At 71.1% G+C, this 23,162-nt stretch carries 15 protein-coding genes and 1 pseudogene; 7 read left to right on the top strand and 9 right to left on the bottom strand.

The window, feature by feature from the left end:
- Positions 1-13: 13 nt before the first annotated feature.
- Positions 14-1,138, bottom strand: coding sequence for a glycosyltransferase (locus tag GA0070614_RS25220; protein ID WP_172892503.1), 1,125 nt, complete (start codon positions 1,136-1,138; stop codon positions 14-16).
- A gap of 383 nt (positions 1,139-1,521) precedes the next feature.
- Between GA0070614_RS25220 and GA0070614_RS25215 the strand changes: the two genes are divergently transcribed.
- On the top strand, positions 1,522-2,352 hold the full coding sequence (locus GA0070614_RS25215; protein ID WP_088978282.1) for an FkbM family methyltransferase: 831 nt from the start codon (positions 1,522-1,524) through the stop codon (positions 2,350-2,352).
- A gap of 70 nt (positions 2,353-2,422) precedes the next feature.
- Here GA0070614_RS25215 and GA0070614_RS25210 read toward each other — a convergent pair whose 3' ends face one another.
- From GA0070614_RS25210 to GA0070614_RS25200, 3 genes are read right to left on the bottom strand one after another with little or no spacing between them, the layout of a single operon-like run.
- Positions 2,423-3,931 (bottom strand): hypothetical protein, encoded by a 1,509-nt coding sequence (locus GA0070614_RS25210; RefSeq protein WP_157745085.1) that lies wholly within the window; start codon positions 3,929-3,931, stop codon positions 2,423-2,425.
- Entirely contained in the window at positions 3,928-5,337 is a 1,410-nt protein-coding gene (locus tag GA0070614_RS25205) for a lipopolysaccharide biosynthesis protein (protein ID WP_088978280.1), read from the bottom strand. Before GA0070614_RS25205 ends, GA0070614_RS25210 begins: the two co-directional genes overlap by 4 nt.
- The gene (locus GA0070614_RS25200; RefSeq protein WP_088978279.1) at positions 5,334-6,551 is read right to left on the bottom strand and encodes a glycosyltransferase family 4 protein; all 1,218 of its coding nucleotides are present in this window, start codon (positions 6,549-6,551) and stop codon (positions 5,334-5,336) included. Before GA0070614_RS25200 ends, GA0070614_RS25205 begins: the two co-directional genes overlap by 4 nt.
- A gap of 330 nt (positions 6,552-6,881) precedes the next feature.
- On the opposite strand from GA0070614_RS25200, the pseudogene GA0070614_RS25195 reads away from it, so the two are divergent.
- A pseudogene (locus GA0070614_RS25195) lies at positions 6,882-9,985 on the top strand (M14 family zinc carboxypeptidase).
- Between the two features lie 89 nt (positions 9,986-10,074).
- Positions 10,075-11,004: an NAD(+)/NADH kinase gene (locus GA0070614_RS25190; RefSeq protein WP_088978278.1), complete on the top strand. Its 930-nt coding sequence runs from the start codon at positions 10,075-10,077 to the stop codon at positions 11,002-11,004.
- Positions 11,005-11,024: 20 nt separating this feature from the next.
- Here the strand turns inward: GA0070614_RS25190 and pgm are convergent, their stop codons facing one another.
- Together pgm and glgC are read right to left on the bottom strand one after the other, a co-directional pair.
- Positions 11,025-12,668 (bottom strand): phosphoglucomutase (alpha-D-glucose-1,6-bisphosphate-dependent), encoded by a 1,644-nt coding sequence (gene pgm / locus GA0070614_RS25185; protein WP_088978277.1) that lies wholly within the window; start codon positions 12,666-12,668, stop codon positions 11,025-11,027.
- Positions 12,669-12,710: 42 nt separating this feature from the next.
- Positions 12,711-13,943, bottom strand: coding sequence for a glucose-1-phosphate adenylyltransferase (gene glgC / locus GA0070614_RS25180; RefSeq protein WP_088978276.1), 1,233 nt, complete (start codon positions 13,941-13,943; stop codon positions 12,711-12,713).
- 96 nt (positions 13,944-14,039) lie between these two features.
- Between glgC and glgA the strand changes: the two genes are divergently transcribed.
- Positions 14,040-15,248 (top strand): glycogen synthase, encoded by a 1,209-nt coding sequence (gene glgA / locus GA0070614_RS25175; RefSeq protein WP_088978275.1) that lies wholly within the window; start codon positions 14,040-14,042, stop codon positions 15,246-15,248.
- Between the two features lie 46 nt (positions 15,249-15,294).
- Here the strand turns inward: glgA and GA0070614_RS25170 are convergent, their stop codons facing one another.
- The 3 genes from GA0070614_RS25170 to GA0070614_RS25160 are packed head-to-tail and all read right to left on the bottom strand — an operon-like array spanning position 15,295 to position 16,495.
- Positions 15,295-15,690 carry a nuclear transport factor 2 family protein gene (locus GA0070614_RS25170; RefSeq protein ID WP_088978274.1) on the bottom strand — a complete coding sequence of 132 codons (396 nt, stop codon included), beginning with the start codon at positions 15,688-15,690 and terminating at the stop codon, positions 15,295-15,297.
- Complete coding sequence (locus tag GA0070614_RS25165) at positions 15,687-16,151, bottom strand: SRPBCC family protein (protein ID WP_088978273.1); 465 nt, start codon at positions 16,149-16,151, stop codon at positions 15,687-15,689. The genes GA0070614_RS25170 and GA0070614_RS25165 overlap by 4 nt, the downstream gene beginning before the upstream one ends.
- A complete protein-coding gene (locus GA0070614_RS25160; RefSeq protein WP_088978272.1) occupies positions 16,148-16,495 on the bottom strand; it encodes an ArsR/SmtB family transcription factor in 348 nt (115 codons plus the stop codon). The genes GA0070614_RS25165 and GA0070614_RS25160 overlap by 4 nt, the downstream gene beginning before the upstream one ends.
- 169 nt (positions 16,496-16,664) lie before the next feature.
- Here GA0070614_RS25160 and GA0070614_RS25155 point away from each other — a divergent pair, with 169 nt between their 5' ends.
- From GA0070614_RS25155 to GA0070614_RS30800, 3 genes are all read left to right on the top strand, one after another.
- Positions 16,665-18,758 (top strand): alpha-1,4-glucan--maltose-1-phosphate maltosyltransferase, encoded by a 2,094-nt coding sequence (locus GA0070614_RS25155; protein WP_088978271.1) that lies wholly within the window; start codon positions 16,665-16,667, stop codon positions 18,756-18,758.
- Positions 18,746-20,848, top strand: coding sequence for a 1,4-alpha-glucan branching protein GlgB (gene glgB / locus GA0070614_RS25150; RefSeq protein ID WP_088978270.1), 2,103 nt, complete (start codon positions 18,746-18,748; stop codon positions 20,846-20,848). The genes GA0070614_RS25155 and glgB overlap by 13 nt, the downstream gene beginning before the upstream one ends.
- Before the next feature lie 693 nt (positions 20,849-21,541).
- A complete protein-coding gene (locus GA0070614_RS30800; protein WP_157745084.1) occupies positions 21,542-23,140 on the top strand; it encodes a hypothetical protein in 1,599 nt (532 codons plus the stop codon).
- Positions 23,141-23,162 lie beyond the last annotated feature (22 nt).

The raw sequence follows: 23,162 nt of genomic DNA, 5'->3' as shown, positions 1-23,162 counted from the left end.
TGAGATATTGCCGCTACCGCGCCTTATAAGCGTATTGCCCTAATAGTTCCGTCGTGGGAGCTTTCGCGAGATTCCCGAGGATCTGTTCGACGTGGAAGGCAGAGACCGAAGCCAGGCTCCACGAGTCCAACACCGAGCGGGCGACTCGGACGGGCGGCCCGTCCAAGCGGGCGAGCAACGCCTCTGCCATCGACTCCGCATCGGGCGGCACGAGCGTCAATCCCTCCTCCACCTGCTGTGCCAGGGCCCGGGTACCCCTGTTGGACACCGCCACGACAGGCGTTCCAACGGTCAGGGCCTCGACCAGGACCATCGGGAAGCCCTCTCGGGAACTGGCGGAGAGCACGACGTCCGCGGCCGCGAACTCCGCCGCCGGTTGCCGCGTCCACGCCTCCACCGTCAGCCCGCTTTCCACCGGCGGCGCCCACGCCGGCTCCCCGGGCGCCGTGGATCCGACGATCCGCAGTTCGATGTTCGGCAGCACTCGCCGTGCCAGCCGCCACGCCGCCACTGCCAGGTCGAGGTTCTTGTCGGTGGTCAGGCGCCCCATCAACAGCAGCCGTGGCGGCCGATCCGAGGCGGCAGACAGGGAGCGGGTCACCGCAAAGCGCTCCGGATCGATCCCGGCAGCCCCGCACGGTGCCGTGTTGATGCGGCTGCGCGGAGCAAGGCGACGATAGGTCTCCCGGTCCTCGGGGTTGAGGGTGATGTAGGCCGGCGTCAGACGGGCCGAGGCCGCCTCTATCGTGCTGAACAGGCGCCCGGCCCACGTCGGGCTGCCGAACAACGTCCCGCTGACGACCGCCACGTGCGGAGTTCCTGTCACGGTGGCGACGGCGCGCCCGAGCGCGATGCCGAACGGCGAGTGCAGGTGCAGCAGGTCGACACGCTCACGGCGGACGATACGCCGAAGGCCGGCGAACGCCGCCGCCATGGATGCAGCGCCGGCTCGCCGGAACGGGGCGATCTCGTAGACCTCGTCGAAGTCCCGATACAGGTCAGGCACGACACTGCCTCGCCCCACCACGGCGATCCGGCGAACCGGATACGCGGACAGCGCACGAGCCACCGGGGCGACGATGTTCTGCAGGGTCATGCCGATTCCCGCCACGAAGGCGACCGTCGCGTTGTCCACCATCGGACCGGGCGAGGTGGGGACCGGTGATCCTCCGACCGCCACCGCTCGCCAAGGAGGACTGTCAGCATCGGGACGAGCCCTGGCCCGGAACAGCGGCATGCGCAACTCTCCTCACTGCCGTCCGGCGGGCATTTTCTGCCAGACCGGGCACCACGTTCTCCGTGCAATCCAGTTGACCGCCCGACATGGTTGACGGCCATACGGTCAACGACACGAGCCACGCCGGAGACACGCTCACCCCGATCGCACGGCGCGGCGCGCCGGACACTCGGTTCTGAGTATTCGCCACTTCACCGAGCCTGATTCACGTCATCGCAAAGAGAAATGCCTTTCACGCGGCGAGCTCCCGAAACTCGACCAGCGGTGCCGTATATTCAGGACCTATGACCTCAGCACAAGGCGCACTGCGCCGCGTTTATCGCGCGTCAGGAATTCGACGCGCACATATCGTCACCATCAAGACGTCCCTACGACTGAGATCGGGACGCATCAGAAACGACATCGGCATCGTCCTTTACGGCGACCCCTCCGACGACCGCGCCGCCCTTCTCTCGCGGAAAGGCGGCGCGCTGGACCGAGCGGCCGTGCGTGTCTGGCGACACCTCGCCACACAACTCAGACCGTCAGTGGTCATAGACGTAGGGGCCAACTACGGTGAAGTAGCCTTCTGCACCACGTATCCGAACGGAGCCCGACTCCATCTGGTCGAGGCGAACCCCGCCGTCCTGCCCTGGCTCAGGCGTACCATCGACGGCTGCCGTGACCGGTATCCGAGCGTCCGTCTGCATGCCGGAGCCGCCAGCGACCGAGCAGGGTCGGCACGCCTCCACCTGACCGGACACCACTCCGGCACCTCGTCACTGGCGACCGAGGGCGAGCGAGGGGTCACGGTGGAAACCTTTCGGCTCGATGAGCACATCGAACTCGATCAGAACGACACGGTCCTGTTCAAGGTAGACGTGGAGGGCCACGAGCAGGCGGTGCTCGACGGCATGTCGGGACTGCTCAAGGGGCGGCCGTTCGCGGGACTCTGCGAGGTCCAGAACGGCGACGCCCGGTTCTTCGACTTCCTGTGCGGCAACTTTCGCGTGTATCTCGTCCAAGGCCACAGCGAGACCGAGGTCGACGCGCGACGACTGAGGGAGGCCGTGGCGGAGGGGAACGCGGATGGCTGGTCGCGCTATACCAAGGACGTCGTGCTGCGCCCCCTGTGAGGGGCGTGGAGTCGCACCAGCAGGGCGGATCGGCCGAGTCGGCCAGCGGGCCACGCGGCCGATCCGCCCTTCATTCCGCCCTTGACAGGGATGCCACCCAGAGCACCACGAACGTCGGGACCACGTGCTTCACAATGAACCACAACGTGTTGTCGAAGTCCCACATCAGCATGTTCACGACCACCAGAACCACCGACGGAGCCAGGATCTTCACGGCCAGGCCGGCGTTGTCTATGGCATCGGACCAGAAGCGACGGGCGAAGCGGACAAGGAAGCCGAAGACCACGAGAGCGGTGATGCCGCCCAGCGCGCCGAAGTTCATCACCCCTTCACCGGCGACCCCGTAGACCCGGGACGATCGGTATCCGGCCTGGTAGGCACCCGAGCCGTAGGTGATGTCGGTGCCGACAGCGACCTTCGTCCCCTCCGGGCGCTCCGGCAGTAGATACCGCGGCACGAGGAACGCCGACCCGTGGAGGTACGTCGACCCGTACGCGGGGCGGACCGATCCGGACCCGATGCTGTGCAGGATTCGTGCCTGGACGTCGCTCCTACCCAGATCGCTCAACAGGACGTACGGCAGGTCACGGCGATTCTCCTTGGCGAGCTCGCTGACGCTGCGCTGTCCCTTCAGCGCGCCCAACGCCTCCACGCCCGACCCCTTGTAGAGCCCGTAGGAGTACATGAAGACCACGAAGACGAGGGCGAGAACGGCGACCGTCCGCTGGGTGATGCGAACGACCAGCAGGTGTATGACCATCAATGCGGCGATCATGGGCCAGAGCGTCCCGATACGGCTGCCCCGCATCCCGGCGACGAAAAACTGAGTGGCGAAGAGAGCAGCCATGATCAACACCAGGAGCGCTCTCCGCCTACGCAGCACGTGCCGCCAGCGCACGAGCACCACCAGTGTGGCGATGAGCGGAAATGACTCACCGACGACCAGGAGCCACCCCATGCCGGTCAGCGTCTCCCGGTTCTCGGTCATCACCGAAAGAAAGCCGTCGAGGCCGCCGAACAGGTAGACCTCGGCGAGGAACGCCATGATCCCCAGACCGCACGCGACCACACCCGTACGGCAGAACGCCTCCTCCGACAGTTCGGTCCGCGTCCGCTTCCGTCGAAGCGCGGCAGCCGGGCGCGCCACCGGAAGGATCATGCGGTAGACCAGCAGCCCCACGGCGTTCAACACGGCGAACGAGCCGAGCGCCTTGCGCCAGTCCGCCGGCGCAAGGCCGTCAAAGGCCCAATAGTCGAGCATGACGTGGAGGATCGGCGCCAAATAGAAGAAGTGGAATCCGCAGAGACCCACGATCGCCTGCGGGTCGAAGACGTCCGAGCGCCGCCGGAACCACTCTATGGCGTCCACCCCGATGAGCAGTCCGCACAGGGTCACCGGAATCAGCATCCAGTGCCGCAGCCGTGGATCGAAGCCTGCGAGCACCAAGCTCGTCATGGGCACCACCGAACATGAGATGACCCAGTTCAGCGTCGAGCCCGACGGATGACGGGCAGGGGTTTCCCCGCCAGGAGCGACGACGGCCTCATGAGGTCGCCTCGCCACGTCGATGAGCGTCACGTCACATCTGCCTTCCGTCGTCGTCCGCCAGCCTCGACGAGCAGCCGTGCGGGCCGACCGTCCACCGCAATGGCACGGCAGAGCATCACAGTCTTGAGAAGAAGCTCGGCACCAAGAATCAGCACGAGCGCCCACGCAGCCCCCGTGATTCCACGGGCTGGCACGAGCGCCATGCTGGCCACGAGACTCAGAAACAGAAGTACCACAGAGGCGACGAATTGGCGGCCGAAGCGACGAGTTGCCAGCAATGCGCTGTTGAGAATGAATACAGCGCCGCCGATTGCGACGCCGAGGGTGAGCACCGTCAACGTCTCGTCGTATGGCGCGAATGCCGGACCGTACACAACGTTCAAGAGGTTCCCGCCGGCAAGGACTGCCACGCCCGTCACCACGCCACCGACGGCAGCACAGCCCAGAACGAGCCGCATGGTCAGGCTCGCCAGAGGCCGCAGGCTACCGGCTGCGTACAGTCTGGTCATCTTCGGCAGGACTGCCTGAGCGACTGCGGAGAAGACCGTGTTGGCCGCGAGCAGCACGTAGCTGAGAGCGGCGAAAACGCCCAACGCGTCCGTCCCGTGCGTCTGCTCCAACGCGTACCTCGACACGTTGAAGTTGAACGAGTTGAGGGCCGAGGCGAGACCAACCGGCAAGGCGATGACCGCCAGCGCTCCCGCCCGGCCGAGGGACCGACCCACGCTCGCGGACTCTGTGCGCCTGCTCGCGTCTGCGTCGATGTTGCGACCGACCGACCAGCAGAAGAGGCCCGAGCCGAGCGCGGAACCGGCTACCGATCCGACAACGGTGATGACGATGTTCCCGGTCCACACCAGGAGGGCGGTCATCAGCACCAGGGTGCACAGGTTGTTGATGACCATCGCCACGCAGATGGCTCGCGTACGCCACCGCCGCTGGAAGTGGGCGAAGTAGATCTCCCCGACACCGTCGAGTGCCTTGGCAATCCCGACAAGCATGATCACCATGCCGGCGGTCGCGCCTCGGCCGGCCGCGAGGGCGCCGATGACCACCACCGCGACGGTCATCGCGGCACACCGGAGACGCAGATACTCGCGGAAGCTGAACCGCTGCACCACGTCGGTCATCAGTACAGTGGGAAGCCCGAGTCCGGCCAGCAGCACCACGGGCGCGCTGACCGCCAGACCGAGCGCGTACTGGCCGACCATCTCCGCACTGCCGCGACGAGCAAGGACGACCATCACCGCACCCTGCGTGAGCGCGGATACGGCCAAGCCCAGCAGGCGCCAGACGGCGGCCTTCGACTCCGGCTCCACCCGCTCGACGTCGACCTCGGCATCGGTCGGCCGTCCTACGGCCGTGCCTGCCGTTGCCGGGCTGACCAGCCCGGTGCCGCTCGTGAGCCGCGAGCCACCGGTCAGGCCTCGCGTCACCGACGGACCCTGCGCCGGACGGACGTCGGGGCTCGGTCTTCCGTGGCCATCCGGATCGCCTGGTAGAAAGCGGTACGCCGCTCGGCCAGAAGGCTGGCGGAGAAGTCGTGTGCACGGTTCAGGTTGCGGGCCGATGCCTGAGCCATCCGATCCGGGTTCGTGACGAGCTGCCTGATGCTGGCTGCGAGGCCCGCCGGGTTGTCCGGCGGAACCAGGTACTCGGGCGGTAGAAGCTCGGGGATACCGCCGGCGGTCGAGCCGATCGCGGGCAGGCCGCGCGCCATCGCCTCGATCATGGCCCGACCCTGACCTTCGGTGCGGGACGGCATGACGAACAGATCGGCCGCATCGAGGGCGGCCAGGATCGGCTCACCGGGCGGCAGCAGACCGCGGAAGGTGATCTGGCCGGCGACACCCAGTCGGGTGGCGAGGTCCAGCAGATGGGGTCGGAAACGACCATCGCCCACATGCACGAGCCGCACGGGCATACCGCTGTCGGTGAGGAGTGCCACGGCCTCGATGAGGGTGTCGATACCCTTGTACATCTGTTCCAGGGAGCCGATGGAGATCAGCGTCGGCACCTCTCCCTCCACCTTTCCCGATCTCGGCTCAGCACGGAAGGCGCCGGCCGGCAGGTCCACGCTGGAGTACGTGGTCGTCAGGGAGTCGGCACCGGGTGGATAGCTCTCCTGCAGGTAGCGCTCCGTGATGTAGGCGACCCCGTAGGCGGATCTGCACTGCTGGCGCAGCCTGCTGGTGAACCACTGACGCAGCAGTGGGCGCAGCGGATGCCGCACCACGCCGGGCGCGAGCACGCCGTGCGGATCGCCGATCACCTCCAGGGCGTACGGGTGTCCGACCCGGCTCAACCGAGAGGCCAGCAGGGTGCCCAGCAACGACGGCACCCGCAGCAGCACGGCGTCCCGCTCGCCCACGCTCGCCACCACGGCCCGCGAGACCGCCCTGGACCGCAGGAGGTACTGGTAGCTGCCGACGTAGTAGGGAACAGGCCACACCTCGACGCGGTCCCCGTCCACCCGGGTAGCCGATGGTGGTCGTCGCTGCGCCTCCGTCACGCGGGCGACCACCCGCACCCCGCTGAACACGGTGAGGTACCGGTCCCAGAATCCTCGGTCCGGTGGACCGCAGGTCCATGTCGCCCCGTCCGGTGTCCGGACGAAACGCGCTTCGACCGTCACCACAAGGCGGGTCATGTCCGCGTCCCGAGACGAAGCTGGTGGTGGAGCACGACCTTACCCCCGTAGCACTTCCGCTCTGGCTTCTCGAGTGCCCAGGGCTCGCCTCACATCGGTCCCGGCGGCCCGTCACGGCAGCCTCGATCTGCCCGCGTCCACTGTCGTCATCTGGTGAACGACCTGCTCCACCAGCAGTGACGCCGGCAGGTGTCCCGGCCCGGACCGGCACTGTCACCGCAGCGATGGACCCACATGGCGGAGCAGCACCCCGCCCATCTCGCCCATTGACATCCATCTCCGTCGGACGGAAGGCTCGCGACACAGGTCCTTCCACCGAAGGGGATGCGCATGAGACCGACACGGCTGGCGATCGCCGGCGTGTTCACGCTGGTCGGCGCGCTGGCGCTGACCGCACCAGCGACCGCGCGGCCATCGTCCGACCCGGACGGCCGCGACAGCTTGGAGGTGTACGTCGGCACCCTCGACGCGCAGCAGCTGGAGAAGCTGCGCGCGGTGGGTGTCGACCTCGGCCACGATCACCGGGGCACGGACAGCGACGGGGCGACCCGCGTGGAGACCGTGCTCAGTGAGCGCCAGGCACGCCGCCTGGCCGGTCAGGGCGTGAAGCTCGACGTCAAGAAGGTGCGCGGCAAGGCAGCGTCGCAGGCGCTGCGGGAGCAGGCGGCGGCGGGCTGGACGGCGTTCCGGTCGTACAGCGAGCCGGGCGGCCTGCGCGACGAGATCACCGCGACCGTGGCCCGGCACCCGAAGCTGGCGAAGTTGGAGACCATCGGCCGGACGGTGCAGGGCAAGCCGATCCTCGCGGTGAAGGTCACCAAGAACGCGCGGACCGTGCCGGACGGGCGGCGCCCGGCGGTGCTCTACGGCAGCGCCCAGCACGCCCGTGAGTGGATCACCCCGGAGATGACCCGCCGGCTGCTGCACCACGTGCTGGACAACTACGGCACCGACCCGGAGATCACCCGGGTGGTGGACAGCACCGAGCTGTGGTTCCTGCCGGTGGCGAACCCGGACGGCTACGACCACACCTTCACCCCCGGCAACCGGCTGTGGCGCAAGAACCTGCGGGACAACGACGGCGACGGGCAGATCAGCGCCGCCGACGGCGTCGACCTCAACCGCAACTTCAGCTACAAGTGGGGGTACGACGACGAGGGCTCGTCGCCGGAGCCGAACAGCGACACCTACCGGGGCCCCGGCCCGAACTCGGAGCCGGAGACGAAGGCGCTGGACCGCCTCTTCAAGCGGGTGGGCTTCGAGTTCTTCGTCAACTACCACTCCGCCGCCCAACTGCTGCTCTACGGCGTCGGCTGGCAGGTGAGCACGCCGACCCCGGACGACGTCATCTACGAGACGATGGTCGGCGACGACGACCACCCGGCGGTGCCCGGCTACGACCCGGACATCTCCGCCGAGCTGTACACCACCAACGGCGACACCGACTCGCACGCCACGGTCCGCTACGGCACCCTCGGCTTCACCCCGGAGATGTCCACCTGCCAGTCGGCGGCGGCGTCCGACCCGGACGACCAGTGGCGGCCGGAGGACTGCGTCAGCGGCTTCATCTTCCCCGACGACGAGAAGCTGATCTCGGCGGAGGTGGCGAAGAACCTGCCGTTCGCCCTGGCGGTGGCGAAGTCGGCGGCCGACCCGGACGACCCGGTGTCGGTGGTCGGCCGCAGCACCCCGGACTTCGTGGTGGACGCCTTCGACACCTCGTACGGGCGCACCCAGCAGGTCGCGTCGATCAGCCGGCGGGCGCTGAAGGACGTCCGGATGCACTACGTGGTCAACGGCGGCCGGCCGAAGACCGTCAAGGTCCGCGAGTGGCGCGGCGGTGAGCGGTACGGCGACACGCACTCGGACTACTACGCCGAGCTGCGCGGCACGGTGACCGGTACGAAGCCGGGTGACCGGGTCGAGGTGTGGTTCACCGGGGTCAAGCCCCGCAAGGGCCCGGTGGCCAGCGAACGCTTCACCTACCGGGTGCACGACGACGTCGGCGGGGACGTGCTGGTGCTGGCGATGGAGGACGTGACCGGGCTGAGCCCGGCACAGACCGGCACCACCGCGAAGTACGCCGACGAGATCGCCGCTCGCTGACGAAGGCCGGCCGCAGCAGCGACGTGTACGACTTCGACGTCATGGGCCGCAAGGCGCCGCACCACCTGGGCGTCCTGTCGCACTACCGGGCGGTGGTCTGGGAGACCGGCGACGACATCATCCTGCGCTCCCCCGGCCAGGTGGGCGGCACCGCCGCCCGCGCCGCGCTGGAGACCGAACTGGCCGTCCGCGACTACCTCAACGAGGGCGGCAAGCTCCTGGTCAGCGGCAAGTACGCGCTCTTCGCCCAGGCCGCGAACGGCACGTACGTGTACCAGCCGAACGGGCCTGCGGAGTGCACCGACCCCGACGACGTGACCTGCCTGGCGCTGTTCAACGACTTCCAGCAGTACTACCTGGGGGCGTACAACTACGTCAGCGACGGCGGTAGCGCCCCGGAGGGCGAGCCGTACCCGGTGCGGGGCGCGGACGGGGCGTTCGCCGGGTTCTCCGGTCAGCTCAACGCGGAGGGCTCCGCCGGCAACCAGGACCACACGGCGTCGTTCCTGTCCACGTCGAGCTTCCTGCCGCCGGAGCAGTTCCCGCAGTTCGCCAGCTCGGCGACGGTGGACTGGGGCCGGCCGGGCGCCGCCCCGTTCGACCCGCGCACCGGGGACTGGTACCTGTACAGCGGGCGGGCCGACGAGTCGTACAAGCGGCTCACCCGGACCGTCGACCTGACCTCGGCCACCAGCGGTGAGCTGCGCTTCTTCACCTCGTACGACATCGAGCAGGACTGGGACTACCTGATCGTCGAGGCGCACGAGGTGGGCAGCGACGCCTGGACGACGCTGCCGGACCGCAACGGCCGCACCGGCACGGCGACCGGGGAGAGCTGCGCCTCGGGCTGGGCGGAGACGCTGCACCCGTTCCTCACCCACTACCAGGGCGCGGACTGCTCCCCCACCGGCAGCACGGGCGCCTGGAACGCGGCCACCGGCGCGTCCGGCGGCTGGCAGGAGTTCTCGGTCGACCTGTCGGCGTACGCCGGCAAGCAGGTCGAGGTCTCCATCTCGTACGTCTCCGACTGGGGCACCCAGGGCCTGGGTGTCTTCCTGGACGACGCCCGGGTGTTCGTCGACGGCACGGTGGTCTCGGAGACCTCCTTCGAGTCCGCCGACCTGGGCGGCTGGACGGTGAGCGGGCCGCCGGCCGGCTCCGCGACGGGCGCCAACGACTGGAGCCGCAGCCAGCAGGCGTTCGAGGAGGGGGCGGCGGTGGTCACCGACGACACCGTCTACCTCGGCTTCGGCCTGGAGGGGCTGGCCCCAGCGGCCCGGGACGACCTGGTCGCCCGGTCGCTGCGGCACCTGTTCGCCCGACGGTGAGCACCGGTGCGGCGGCGGTGGGGGCCCACCGCCGCCGCACCTGGGCCGTACGCCCGCCGGGCGGTGGCGCGGTGTGGTGAGCTGTACCGGTGGCGGGGTACGTGTTCGGTCTGGTGCTGCATCCCACCCGGGACGTCACCGAGGTGGTCGGGATCATCGAGCGGTGGGCGGTCCGGCACGGCAAGACCCTCGCCGTCCGGGTCGAGGACCGGCACCGGGTGCCCGCCTCGGTGCAGGCGGTCCCGGCGGCGGAGCTGGCCGCCCACGCGGACGCGTTGATCAGCATCGGCGGGGACGGCACCATGCTGGGCGCCCTGCGCTCGGCGGTACGCACCCCGAAGCCGGTGCTCGGGGTGCACCTGGGGCGGGTCGGGTTCCTGGTCGAGGTGGAGCCGCCGGACCTGCCGCGCGCGCTGGACCGGCTGGTGGCGCACGACTTCACCGTCGAGTCGCACGCCTGCCTGGCCTGTGACGTCTGCGGCGACGACGTGGTGGCCTTCAACGACGTGGCGCTGGTCCGCCAGCCCGGCGCCGGTTTCGTCACCGCCACCCTCGCGGTGGACGGGCAGCGGTACGGCTACTACCGCTGTGACGCGTTGATCGTGAGCACGCCGACCGGCTCGACGGCGTACAGCTACGCCGCTGGCGGGCCGCTGGTCTCCCCGGCGACGCAGGCGGTGGTGGTGACGCCGTCGGCGCCGATGGCCGGCATCTCCCGCTCGGTGGTGCTCTCCCCGGGGGAGACCATCCACCTCGAGCTGCGTCCGGACTCCGCGCCGGTGACCGTGGAGATGGACGGCCTGGTGATCCGGGACGCGGCGACCGAGGGCGCGGTGCACGTGCGCTACCAGCGTGACGCCGGGCTGGTGGTCCGCCTCGACCCGCGCCGCTACCAGGAGCGCAACCAGCTCAAGCTCAGCCTGCTGGACCTGCCGCTGCTGCCCGAGCAGCTACGGGAGCTGCTGCCGGACGGGCTGCGGGAGCAGCTGCACCGCAGGGAGCTGCCCCCGCCCCGGTGAGCGGCCGTGCGCCGGGGTGCTCAGGCCTTGGCCAGCACCCCGTCGACGAGCGCCTTGGCCTCCTCCTGGATCCGGGCGAGGTGCTCCGGGCCCTGGAACGACTCGGCGTAGATCTTGTAGACGTCCTCGGTGCCGGAGGGGCGGGCGGCGAACCAGCCGGAGGCGGTGGTGACCTTGAGTCCGCCGATCGCCGCGCCGTTGCCGGGGGCGGCGGTGAGGGTGGCGGTGATCGGCTCCCCGGCCAGTTCGGTGGCGCCGACCTGTTCCGGGGAGAGCTTGCCGAGCACGGCCTTCTGCCGCCGGTCGGCCGGGGCGTCGATCCGGGCGTACGCGGGGGCGCCGAAGCGCTCGGTCAGCTCGGCGTAGTGCTGGCTGGGGGTGCGCCCGGTGGTGGCGATGATCTCCGAGGCGAGCAGGCAGAGCAGGATGCCGTCCTTGTCGGTGGTCCAGGTGCTCCCGTCGCGGCGCAGGAAGGACGCCCCGGCGCTCTCCTCGCCGCCGAAGCCGACCGCGCCGTCGAGCAGGCCGGGCACGAACCACTTGAACCCGACGGGCACCTCCAGCAGCGGCCGTTCCAGGTCGGCCGCGATCCGGTCGATCATGGAGGAGGAGACCAGCGTCTTGCCGACCGCCGCGGCCGGGCCCCACTGCTCCCGGGTACGGAACAGGTGGCCGATCGCGACCGCCAGGTAGTGGTTGGGGTTCATCAGGCCCCCGTCGGGGGTGACGATGCCGTGCCGGTCGGCGTCGGCGTCGTTGCCGGTGGAGACCTGGTAGTCGGCGCGGGCGGCGATCAGCGAGGCCATCGCGTTCGGCGAGGAGCAGTCCATCCGGATCTTGCCGTCGCCGTCGAGGGTCATGAACCGCCAGGTCGGGTCGACCGTCGGGTTGAGCACGGTGAGGTCGAGGCGGTGCCGCTCGGCGATCTCGCCCCAGTACGCCACGCTGGCCCCGCCGAGCGGGTCGGCGCCGATGCGTACCCCGGCGTCCCGGATCGCGTCGATGTCGATCGCGGCGGGCAGGTCGTCGACGTAGCGGGCGAGGAAGTCGTACGTGCCGGTGGTGTCGGCGGCGCGGGCGCGGGCGTACGGGATCCGCCGCACCTCCTTGAGCCCGGCGGCGAGGATCGCGTTGGCCCGGTCCTGGATCCACGTCGTGACGTCGGAGTCGGCGGGGCCGCCGTGGGTGGGGTTGTACTTGAAGCCGCCGTCGTCGGGCGGGTTGTGCGACGGGGTGATCACGATGCCGTCGGCGAGGCCGCTGGTGCGCCCCCGGTTGTGGGTGAGCACCGCGTGCGACAGCGCCGGGGTCGGGGTGTAGCCGTCGCGGCTGTCCACCAGCACGGTGACGTCGTTGGCGGCGAGCACCTCCAGGGCGTCCACGGCGGCCGGGGCGGAGAGCGCATGGGTGTCCCGGGCGAGGAAGAGCGGCCCGTCGACGCCCTGCTCCCGCCGGTAGTCGCAGAGCGCCTGGGTCACCGCGAGGATGTGGTCGGAGTTGAACGCGGTACGCAACGAGGACCCGCGGTGGCCGGAGGTGCCGAAGGAGACCTGCTGCGCCGGGTCGTCCGGGTCCGGGTGCTCGGCGTAGTAGGCGGTGACCAGCCGGGGCACGTCCACCAGGTCGGCGGGTTCGGCGGGCTGTCCGGCGCGGGGGTGGGCCACTGCGGGATCCTCCTGTGGTTCGTGTGCTGCTGCGGGACGTGACTACGGCTCGACGCGCTGCCCCTTGCCGATCACCACGATGCCGTTGTCGGAGACGGTGTAGCGCTGCCGGTCCTTCTCCAGGTCGACGCCGATCTCCGCCCCCTCGGGGACGAAGACGTTCTTGTCCAGGATGGCCCGGCGGACCACGGCGTGCCGGCCGATCTCGACACCCTCCATCAGCACCGCGCCGTCCACGTGCGCCCAGGAGTGGACCTTGACCTTCGGCGAGACGACCGAGTTCTCCACCAGGGAGCCGGAGATCACCGCGCCGGGCGAGACCATCGACCCGACCGCCCGGCCGACCCGCTCGCCCCACTGGTGCACGAACTTGGCCGGCGGCCACGGCGGCTGCTCGGTGTAGATCGGCCAGTCGAAGTTGTAGAGGTTGAACACCGGGTGCACGTTGATCAGGTCCATGTGGGCGTCGTAGAAGGAGTCGAGCGTCCCCACGTCACGCCAGTAGCCGCGGTCCCGGTCGGTGCTGCCGGGCACCTCGTTGTCCTTGAAGTCGTAGACGTTGGCCTCGCCCCGCTCGACCAGCATCGGGATGATGCTGCCGCCCATGTCGTGCTTGCTGGTCTTGTCCTCCGCGTCGCGCTCGACGGCCTCGCAGAGCGCCCGGGTGCTGAACACGTAGTTGCCCATCGAGGCGTAGATCTGGTCGGGGGCGTCGGGCAGGCCGACCGCGTCGGTGGGCTTCTCGCGGAAGGCCCGGATCCGCCGGCCGTCCTCGCCGACCTCGATCACCCCGAACTGGTCGGCCATCGACAGCGGCTGCCGGATGCCGGCGACGGTCACCGCCGCGCCGGAGGCGATGTGGTCCTCCACCATCTGCCGGGGGTCCATCCGGTAGATGTGGTCGGCGCCGAAGACGATCACGTAGTCCGGCTGCTCGTCGTTGATCAGGTTGAAGCTCTGGTAGATCGCGTCGGCGGAGCCGGCGAACCACCACGGGCCGCGGCGCTGCTGCGCCGGCACCGGCGTGACGTAGTTGCCGAGCAGCGTCGACATCCGCCACGTCTTGGTGATGTGCCGGTCCAGCGAGTGGGACTTGTACTGGGTCAGCACGACGATCTTCAGAAAGCCGGCGTTCGCCAGGTTGGACAGGACGAAGTCGACCATGCGGTACATCCCGCCGAACGGGACGGCCGGCTTGGCCCGGTCCGTGGTGAGCGGCATGAGGCGCTTGCCCTCTCCGCCGGCCAGGACGATCGCGAGCACCTTGGCAGCCATGTCCCGACGCTATCCATCCCGCCGCGACTTCACCACTCGTACGGGCACAGTTCCGCACCGGCGTGCGGGCCGTGTTTCTGCACTAGGGTGCCGGACATGACGGACTCCGCACCGCTTCGCGTCGACCTGCTGACCCGGGAGTACCCGCCGGAGGTGTACGGCGGGGCCGGGGTGCACGTCGAGTACCTGGCCCGGGAGCTGCGCCGACTCGCCGACGTACGGGTGCACTGCTTCGGCGCGCCACGCACCGAGCCGGGCGTCACCGCGTACGCCGAGCCGGCCGGCCTGGCCGGCGCGAACGCCGCGCTGCGGACCATGGGCGTGGACCTGGAGATGGCGGCGGGCTGCGCCGGCACCGACGTGGTGCACAGCCACACCTGGTACGCCAACCTCGCCGGTCACACCGCCAAGCTGTTGCACGGGGTGCCGCACGTGGCGACCGCGCACAGCCTGGAGCCGCTGCGGCCGTGGAAGGCCGAGCAGCTCGGCGGCGGGTACGCGCTCTCCTCCTGGTGCGAGCGGACCGCGTTCGAGGCGGCCGACGCGATCATCGCGGTCAGCGAGGGGATGCGGCGCGACGTGCTGACCGCGTACCCGACGGTCGACCCGGACCGGGTGCGGGTGGTCTACAACGGCATCGACACCGCGCAGTACACCCCCGACACCGGCACCGACGTGGTGGACCGGCTCGGCATCGACCCGTCCCGTCCCAGCGTGGTGTACGTCGGGCGGATCACCCGGCAGAAGGGCCTGCCGTACCTGCTGCGCGCGGCCCGGGAACTGCCCGCCGACACCCAGCTGGTGCTGCTGGCCGGCGCGCCGGACACCCCGGAGATCGCCGCCGAGGTGGAGGGCCTGGTGGCCGAGCTGCGGGCGAACCGCTCCGGGGTGGTCTGGGTGGCCGAGATGCTGCCCAAGCACGAGGTGATCCAGGTGCTCACCCACGCGACGATCTTCGTCTGCCCGTCGGTGTACGAGCCAATGGGCATCGTGAACCTGGAGGCGATGGCCTGCGAGACGGCGGTGGTGGCGACCGCGACCGGCGGCATCCCCGAGGTGGTGGCGGACGGCGACACCGGGCTGCTCGTCGGCATCGAGCAGGCCGCCGACGGCAGCGGCCGGCCGCTGGACCCGGGGCGTTTCGTGGCCGACCTGGCCGCGACGATCAACGATCTGCTGGCCGACCCGAAGCGGGTCGAGGCGTTCGGTCTCGCCGGCCGTCGGCGGGCGGTGGAGCACTTCTCCTGGGACGCGATCGCGGCCCGCACGGTCGAGGTGTACCGGTCGGTGGGAGCGGCGGGCTGATCCGTCGCCCCGCCGGGGGCGACGGGCCCTGAGGAGCGGAGTCCGCTCAGGGCGCGGAGTCCCCGCCGGTGGGGTCTGCTGCGGCCGACGACAGCGGGACCAGATAGGAGTCGACCCGGGCGATGCGCCCGTCGCGGAAGGTGAACAGGTCGTTGAAGGCGAACCGGAACGGGCCGTGGACGAGGCTGACGCCCCGGCCCTCGCCGACGGTGATGACGACCGGGCCGTCCTCGTAGACCCGCTGGACGTCGAGTTCGGGGCTGCCGGTGAACGCCGGGTTCTCGATCTCGTCGTCGAACTGCGCCTTGCCCCGGGTGGTCCGGTGGCCGTGGATGACCCACTCGACGTCGTCGGTGAGGGTCGCGAGGATGCGTGGGTGGTCGCTGGTCCGGAATCCGTCGAAGTACTCCGCGACGAGGTCACGCTGGGTCGGCTGGGTCATGGTGTCCTCCGTGCCGGTGTGGGTTGCTGCCGCAGGTGCGCGGCGAGGGCGTCGAGGATCGAGGCGAGTCCGTCGGCAGCCTGGGCCGTCCGGAGCTCCGGTGGGAGCCGGCGCTGGTGGACGGTGAGTTCCGTGCCGTCACCGGCCGGGCGGACGGTGACGGTCGTGCGGAGGCCGGTGACGGGCTCGTCGAACACGAGTTCGTGCGGTGCGGTGACGCGCACGTACACGAAGCGGAGCCGGCGGGTCGCGCCGTTCGGCGCGCGGGTGTCGAGCGCGAACTCACCGCCGGGTCGCAGGTCGACGGTGACGGACCCGGCCGGCACGGTGGCGTGCGAGCCGCCCCAGAACGCCGCGATGCTCGCCGGTGCGGTGAAGGCGGCCCAGACGCGTTCGGGCGTCGCCGGGAGATGGCGCCGGGCGATCAGTTCGTCACCGCGCAACTCCGCTCCGGCGCTCACCGGGCCGCTCCGTCGTCGGCGAGGTGCCGCTCCAGGGCGTCGAGCCGGTCGTTCCAAGTGCGGCGCTGCGCCTCGATCCAGGTGCCCAGCAGCGCCAGTCGGTCGACGCTCAGCCGACAGGGACGTCGGGTGCCCTCGCGTCGCTGCTCGACCAGGCCGCACCGGCGCAGCACGCCGACGTGGTGGGAGATCGCCTGCGGGGTCAGGTCGAACGGCTCGGCGAGTTCGCCCACCGTGGCGTCGCCCCGCGCGAGACGAGCCACCAGGGCCCGACGGACGGGGTCGCCGAGCGCGGCGAAGGCCGAGTCGAGGTCCGGGCCGGGCGCCAGGAGGGACGAGGACATGGCGCCAGCATAATTAAAACGTCGACTTGCGCAAGCAACTGTTTGCGAATGTTCCGGGTGTCGGCGCTCGTCGCCCGACGCCGGCGCACCTCGACGAGACCGTGCCCGGCGCCGCCCTAAGGGGTACTTGGCCGAGCGCGTGCCGATCTCTGGCAGTAGGTTGACAGACGTGAGCGGACGGTTCCCGATCGAAGACGTCTCCCCCGTCGTCGCCTGCGGTCGCTACCCGGCCAAGGCGGTGGTCGGCGAGGTGGTCCCGGTGTCGGCCCGCGCGTACCGGGAGGGACACGACGCGCTGGGCTGCAACGTGGTCTGGCTGGGCCCGGACGGCGTGGCGCGCCCGTTCACCCGGATGCGCCCCGGTGAGCCGGGCCAGGACCGCTGGCACGCCACCATCCGCCCGGACGCCGTCGGCGAGTGGGTCTTCACCGTCGAGGCGTTCGGAGACCCGTACCTGACCTGGCAGAACGCGGTGACGAAGAAGCTCGCCGCCGGGCAGGGTGTGGAGGACCTCGCCAACGACCTGGCCGAGGGCGCACGGGTGCTCACCGAGGCCCTGGAGCTGGTGCCGGCGGCCGACGTGGCGCGGGTGCGGGCGGCGGTGGCCGCGCTGCGCGACACCGGGCGGGCGCTGCCCGCGCGGGTCGCCCCGGCGCTGGAGCTGGCCGGGCTGCTCTGGGCGCACCCGGTGCGGGAGCTGGTCACCACCGGCGCGGAGCACCGGCTCTGGGTGGACCGCCCCCGGGCGCTCTTCTCCGCCTGGTACGAGTTCTTCCCCCGCTCCGAGGGCGCGATCCCGGCCACGGTCGACGCCCCGGCGCAGTCGGGCACCTTCGTCACCGCCATGGACCGGCTGCCCGGGGTGGCCGCGATGGGCTTCGACGTGCTGTACCTGCCGCCGATCCACCCGATCGGCCGGGTCAACCGCAAGGGCCGCAACAACTCGCTGACCGCCGGGCCGGACGACGTGGGCTCGCCGTGGGCGATCGGCGCCGCCGAGGGCGGCCACGACGCCATCCACCCCGACCTGGGTACGCCGGAGGACTTCCGCGACTTCATCGCCGCCGCCGCCGAGCAGGGCCTGGAGGTGGCGATGGACCTGGCGTTGCAGTGCGCGCCGGACCACCCGTGGGTGACCGAGCACCCGGAGTGGTTCACCACCCGCGCCGACGGCAGCATCGCGTACGCGGAGAACCCGCCGAAGAAGTACCAGGACATCTACCCGCTGAACTTCGACAACGACCCCGAGGGCATCCGGGCCGAGGTCCTGCGGGTGGTGCTGCACTGGGTGGGCGAGGGGATCCGGATCTTCCGGGTGGACAACCCGCACACCAAGCCGTTCGACTTCTGGCACTGGCTGATCTCCGAGGTCAAGAAGGTCGACCCGGACGTGCTCTTCCTCGCCGAGGCGTTCACCCGTCCGGCGATCATGCACGGACTCGGCAAGATCGGCTTCACCCAGTCGTACACGTACTTCACCTGGCGCACGTCGGCGGCGGAGATGCGGGCGTACTGCGAGGAGCTGGTCGCGGCGGCGGACTACATGCGGCCGAACTTCTGGCCGAACACGCCGGACATCCTGCACGAGTCGTTGCAGCACGGCGGCCCGCCGATGTTCAAGATCCGGGCGGTGCTGGCCGCCCTGCTCTCCCCCTCCTGGGGCATGTACGCCGGCTACGAGCTCTTCGAGCACGTCGCCCGCCCCGGCGCGGAGGAGTACCTGGACAACGAGAAGTACGAGCTGCGTCCCCGCGACTGGGCCGGCGCACAGGAGCAGGGCCGTTCCCTGGCCCCGTTCATCGCCACCCTCAACCGGGTCCGCCGGGAGAATCTCGCTCTGCACCAACTGCGCAACCTGCGCTTCCACGACATCGACAACCCGGCGCTGCTGTGCTGGTCCAAGCACGACCCGGACACCGGCAACACGGTCCTGGTGGTCTGCTCGTTCGACTCGCACACCGTCCAGTGGGGCAACACCACCCTGGACATGCCGGCGCTGGGTCTCGACTGGCACGACCGGTTCACCGTGCACGACGAGCTGACCGGCGCGAACTACGAGTGGGGCCAGCGCAACGCCGTCCGCCTCGACCCGTATCTGCAGCCCGCGCACGTGTTCACCCTGCGCCGGCCGACGGCGGGCGAGCCGGGGCCGGCCGGGAACGCCCCGGCGGAGCTGACCGTGACCGACGTGCCGGCAGACCTCTCCGGCGGCACCGCCCCGACCGCTCCCGCCCCGAAGGACGAGGACCGATGGACCAGCTGATCGCCGGCGAGACGTACGACCCGCACGCCCTGCTCGGCGCGCACCCCGCCGACGGGCGTACGACGATCCGCGCGATGCGGCGGGGCGCCGGCGACGTGGCCGTGGTCGTCGACGGCGAGCGGCACCCGATGAAGCGGGTGCACGACGTCGGCGTCTTCGAGGCGGTGGTGCCGGGCGAGGCCCTCGACTACCGGATCGAGGCCGACGGCCGGCTCGCCGACGATCCGTACCGCTACCCGCCCACCCTCGGGGACCTCGACCTGCACCTGATCGGCGAGGGGCGCCACGAACGGCTCTGGGAGGCGCTCGGCGCGCGGGTCTTCGACGAGGGCGTGGCCTTCTCGGTGTGGGCGCCCAACGCGCGCGGGGTGCGGGTGGTGGGCGACTTCACCGGCTGGGGTGCGGACGACGGCTGGCCGATGCGCTGCCTGGGCTCCACCGGGGTCTGGGAGATCTTCGTGCCGGACGTGCCGGTCGGGGCCCGGTACAAGTACCGGATCCTGGGCGCCGACGGGCGGTGGCGGGACAAGGCCGATCCCATGGCCGGGTACGCGGAGGTGCCGCCGGCCACCGCGTCGGTGGTGCACCATTCCACGTACGAGTGGCACGACGCCGACTGGCTGGCGCGGCGGGCCAATCGGCAGCCGCACCAGGAGCCGATGAGCGTCTACGAGGTGCACCTCGGCTCGTGGCGGCCCGGCCTCGGCTACCGCGAACTGGCCGAGCAGCTCACCGCCTACGTCACCGAGCTGGGCTTCACCCACGTGGAGTTCCTGCCGGTGATGGAGCACCCGTTCGGCGGCTCCTGGGGCTACCAGGTCACCGGCTACTACGCGCCCACCGCCCGCTTCGGCGACCCGGACGAGTTCCGCCACCTGGTCGACCGGCTGCACGCCGCCGGGATCGGGGTGATCCTCGACTGGGTGCCGGCGCACTTCCCCAAGGACGAGTGGGCGCTGGCCCGCTTCGACGGCACCCCGCTCTACGAGCACCCCGACCCGCGCCGGGGCGAACACCCCGACTGGGGCACCTACGTCTTCGACTTCGGTCGCCGGGAGGTGCGCAACTTCCTGGTCGCCAACGCGCTCTACTGGTGCGAGGAGTTCCACGTCGACGGCCTGCGGGTCGACGCGGTGGCCTCGATGCTCTACCTGGACTACTCCCGGCAGGAGGGGCAGTGGCTGCCCAACGTGCACGGTGGCCGGGAGAACATGGAGGCGATCGCCTTCATGCAGGAGGTCAACGCCACCGTCTACAAGCACCACGCCGGGGTGGTGATGATCGCCGAGGAGTCCACCGCCTGGCCCGGGGTGACCCGCGCCACCGCCGACGGCGGGCTCGGCTTCGGGTTCAAGTGGAACATGGGCTGGATGCACGACACCCTGCTCTACACCTCGAAGGACCCGATCTACCGCCAGCACCATCACCACCAGCTCACCTTCTCCCTGGCGTACGCCTGGAGCGAGAACTACGTGCTGCCGATCAGCCACGACGAGGTGGTGCACGGCAAGGGCTCCCTCGCCGGCAAGATGCCCGGGGACACCTGGCAGCGGCTGGCCAACGTACGGGCGTTGCTGGCGTACATGTGGGCGCACCCGGGCAAGCAGTTGCTCTTCATGGGCTGCGAGCTGGCCGACGACCGGGAGTGGAGCGAGGAGCGGGGCCTGGACTGGTACCTGCTGCACGATCCTGCCCGGGCCGGGGTGCAGCGGCTGGTGGCCGACCTCAACGCCGCCTACCGGGCCACGCCCGCCCTCTGGGCGCAGGACACCGAGCCGGCCGGGTTCCGGTGGATCGCCGGGGACGACGTCACCAACAACTCCGTCTCGTTCGTCCGGATCGCCCCTGACGGGGCGACCCTGGTCTGCGTGGCGAACTTCTCCGCCCGCCCCTTGGAGGACTACCGGGTGGGGCTGCCGGCCGGCGGCACCTGGACCGAGGTGATCAACACCGACGCGCACCACTACGGCGGATCCGGGGTGGGGAACCTGGGCGCGGTGCACGCGCAGGACGTGCCGTGGCACGGGCTGCCCGCGTCGGCCTCGCTGCGGGTGCCGCCGCTCGGTGTGCTCTGGCTCCGCCGCGACTGACGCCGCTCACCGGCCCGCGTGGCGCTCACGTCGCGCGTCGCTGCACGTGCACCTGTCGGAGCACGCCCGGCATGTGGCCGCCTCGACGGCGCAGCCCGCCGATCGACGGGACAGCTCGGGCGGCGGTGAGCCCGTCACCAGCAGTAGTTTCCGCCGGACACCCCCACTCTGCTGTTCGCCGCCTTTGCTCTGCTGCCACGGACGCACCGGTCGCACGAAGTAGCCGACCTGTCCGACCCACACCAACGCGCACGAAGCGAAGCCGCAGCTCAGCGCGGTGTCGCGTCCGTGGCAGCAGAGCAAAGGGAACGGCACACCCCACCGCGCCGAATCGTGGCCGTAACGCACGGTGACACACGTCCATCGATACCGTGCGTCACGGAACGGCAGACGAGACGGCTCCGGATGGGCCAGCCGGCGGCGTCCAACGGCCACAGCGAGCGACGCCGTTCAGCGCTCCCCACCATCGGCGGCCCACTCCGTCGACCCGACGGCCGCCGGAGGCGTGCTGCGCACCGTAGCTGAAATGCCCGCCACTGGTCACTCTCCGGTGACATGGGTGCCCTCACCGCGCACCGGTGTGAACCCTGTCCGACGTCCGCGCGTACCCCCGACCGGATGCCGGACACCCGTGACGTACGAGGCGGAGGAGCTTCGATGGCGTGGAGCAGGGGCACAACCAGGAGTCGCAGGGTGACGGGGTCGTCCCGTCAGCGCAGAGTCGCCGGCGGGGTCGCGCTCGCGGTCACCGCCGCGGCGGCGTTCGCGGTCGCGACCGGGACCGGTCAGGCATCGGAGAACTGCCAGGGCCTGGACGCCGCCCTGCGCAACAACCTGACCTTCATCGCCGGCCAGCGGCAGGACCCGGACGCCAACTCGCCGGCCCGGATCGCCAACCGGCAGGCCGTGGTCGACCAGATCCAGCAGCGCCGGGCGGCGGCCGGCTGCTCCGGGCGGGTCGACGTCGCCGGCGCGTTGTGCCCGACGGTGCCGTGGGAGGACGCCATGGCGGCCCGGCTCGACCAGGCCTGGGCGGTCACCGAGCAGATGCGCGGCGAGCGCAACGGCCGGCTCACCGATCCGCAACTGACCGAGGCCCGGGTGAAGCGGCTCGGTGGGATCTTCGGCGGGATCCGCGACATCGTCCAGGGTGCGCGCCAGGCCCAGGGCGCAGCGGCCGCCGGGGGCGGCGCGGCCAACGCCGGCGGCGCGAACGGCGGCGCGGCCGCGGGTGGTGGCGCGGCAGCCGGTGGTGGCGCGGGTCGGGCGGCCGGCATCATCGCCGCCGTCGGTGGCCTGATCGGGCAGATCGCCGGCATCGTCGAGGCGGCCCGCCAGCGGGGGGCGAGCCAGCAGCAGGGCACAGGCCAGCAGCAGGCCGACCAGGCCGGGGCCGATGGATCCGGCGCAGCGCAGGCAGGCGCGGAGCAGGTGGGCGCAGGCCAGCAGGGCGCAGACCAGGCGGGCGCAGGCCAGCAGGGCGGCGCGGATCAAGGTTCCGACCAGGCGGGCGCGGGGCAGCAGGACGCGGCGGGTCAGCCGGGCGGTGCGGACCAGGCGGGTGGGGCGCAGGCAGGCGGCGCGGACCAGGGCCAGGTCGGCGGGGCCAACGGCCGACTCGCGGAGCGGCTCCAGCAGATCCGGGCGCGGATCCAGCAGCTCCGGGCGATCGCCCAGCAGGTGCGCGAGGCCCGCCAGGCTGCCCGCGACCAGCGCGCGCAGGACAGGAACGCCACCCAGGAGCCGGACCCCGCCCAGGGCCAGGAAGCCGGGCAAGGACAGGACGCCGGGCAAGGACAGGATGCCGGACAGGGCCAGGACGCCGGACAGGGCCAAGACGCCGGGCAAGGACAGGACGCCGGACAGGGCCAGGACGCCGGACAGGATCCGACCGCCGGGCCGGGTCACGACGGCGCGCCGGGTCAGGATGCGGCACCGGGCCAGAGCGGGCAGCAGGGTCAGGACGATGTCGCCCCCGGAGCGGAAACGGCACCGGGCGGGGCGGGCATGGCCGGAGCGGAGGGCAGCGGAGCCGGGGACGGCTCGGTCTACCGGGTCGCCGACCCGAGGGTCCCGGGCTGCGGCGACGCCGCCGGCGCGGGCGCGAAGGCCCCCGGCGCGGACGCGAACGGGGACGACGCAGGAGCGAACGGCGCGGGTGCGAACGGGGACGACGCAGGAGCGAACGGCGCGGGCGCGAACGGGTCCGGCGCGAACAGGGCCGGCACAGGAGCGGACGGCGCGGAAACGGACACCGGCGACGGCGCGCTGACCGGTTCGCGGACCGGCTGACCCGACGGGAGTGGGGCGCGGG

The sequence above is a fragment of the Micromonospora coxensis genome (assembly GCF_900090295.1).
GTDB classification, from domain to species: domain Bacteria; phylum Actinomycetota; class Actinomycetes; order Mycobacteriales; family Micromonosporaceae; genus Micromonospora; species Micromonospora coxensis.
Note: the sequence above shows the minus strand (reverse complement) of the source record. Positions and strands in the feature narration are given on the sequence as shown.

What these genes read in the sequence shown, in the direction of transcription:
- GA0070614_RS25220 (WP_172892503.1), bottom strand. Translation starts at nt 1,138, where the DNA reads ATGGTGGACAACGCGACGGTCGCCTTCGTGGCGGGAATCGGCATGACC.
- GA0070614_RS25215 (WP_088978282.1), top strand. Translation starts at nt 1,522, where the DNA reads ATGACCTCAGCACAAGGCGCACTGCGCCGCGTTTATCGCGCGTCAGGA.
- GA0070614_RS25200 (WP_088978279.1), bottom strand. Translation starts at nt 6,551, where the DNA reads ATGACCCGCCTTGTGGTGACGGTCGAAGCGCGTTTCGTCCGGACACCG.
- glgC (WP_088978276.1), bottom strand. Translation starts at nt 13,943, where the DNA reads ATGGCTGCCAAGGTGCTCGCGATCGTCCTGGCCGGCGGAGAGGGCAAG.
- glgA (WP_088978275.1), top strand. Translation starts at nt 14,040, where the DNA reads ATGACGGACTCCGCACCGCTTCGCGTCGACCTGCTGACCCGGGAGTAC.
- GA0070614_RS25170 (WP_088978274.1), bottom strand. Translation starts at nt 15,690, where the DNA reads ATGACCCAGCCGACCCAGCGTGACCTCGTCGCGGAGTACTTCGACGGA.
- GA0070614_RS25160 (WP_088978272.1), bottom strand. Translation starts at nt 16,495, where the DNA reads ATGTCCTCGTCCCTCCTGGCGCCCGGCCCGGACCTCGACTCGGCCTTC.
- glgB (WP_088978270.1), top strand. Translation starts at nt 18,746, where the DNA reads ATGGACCAGCTGATCGCCGGCGAGACGTACGACCCGCACGCCCTGCTC.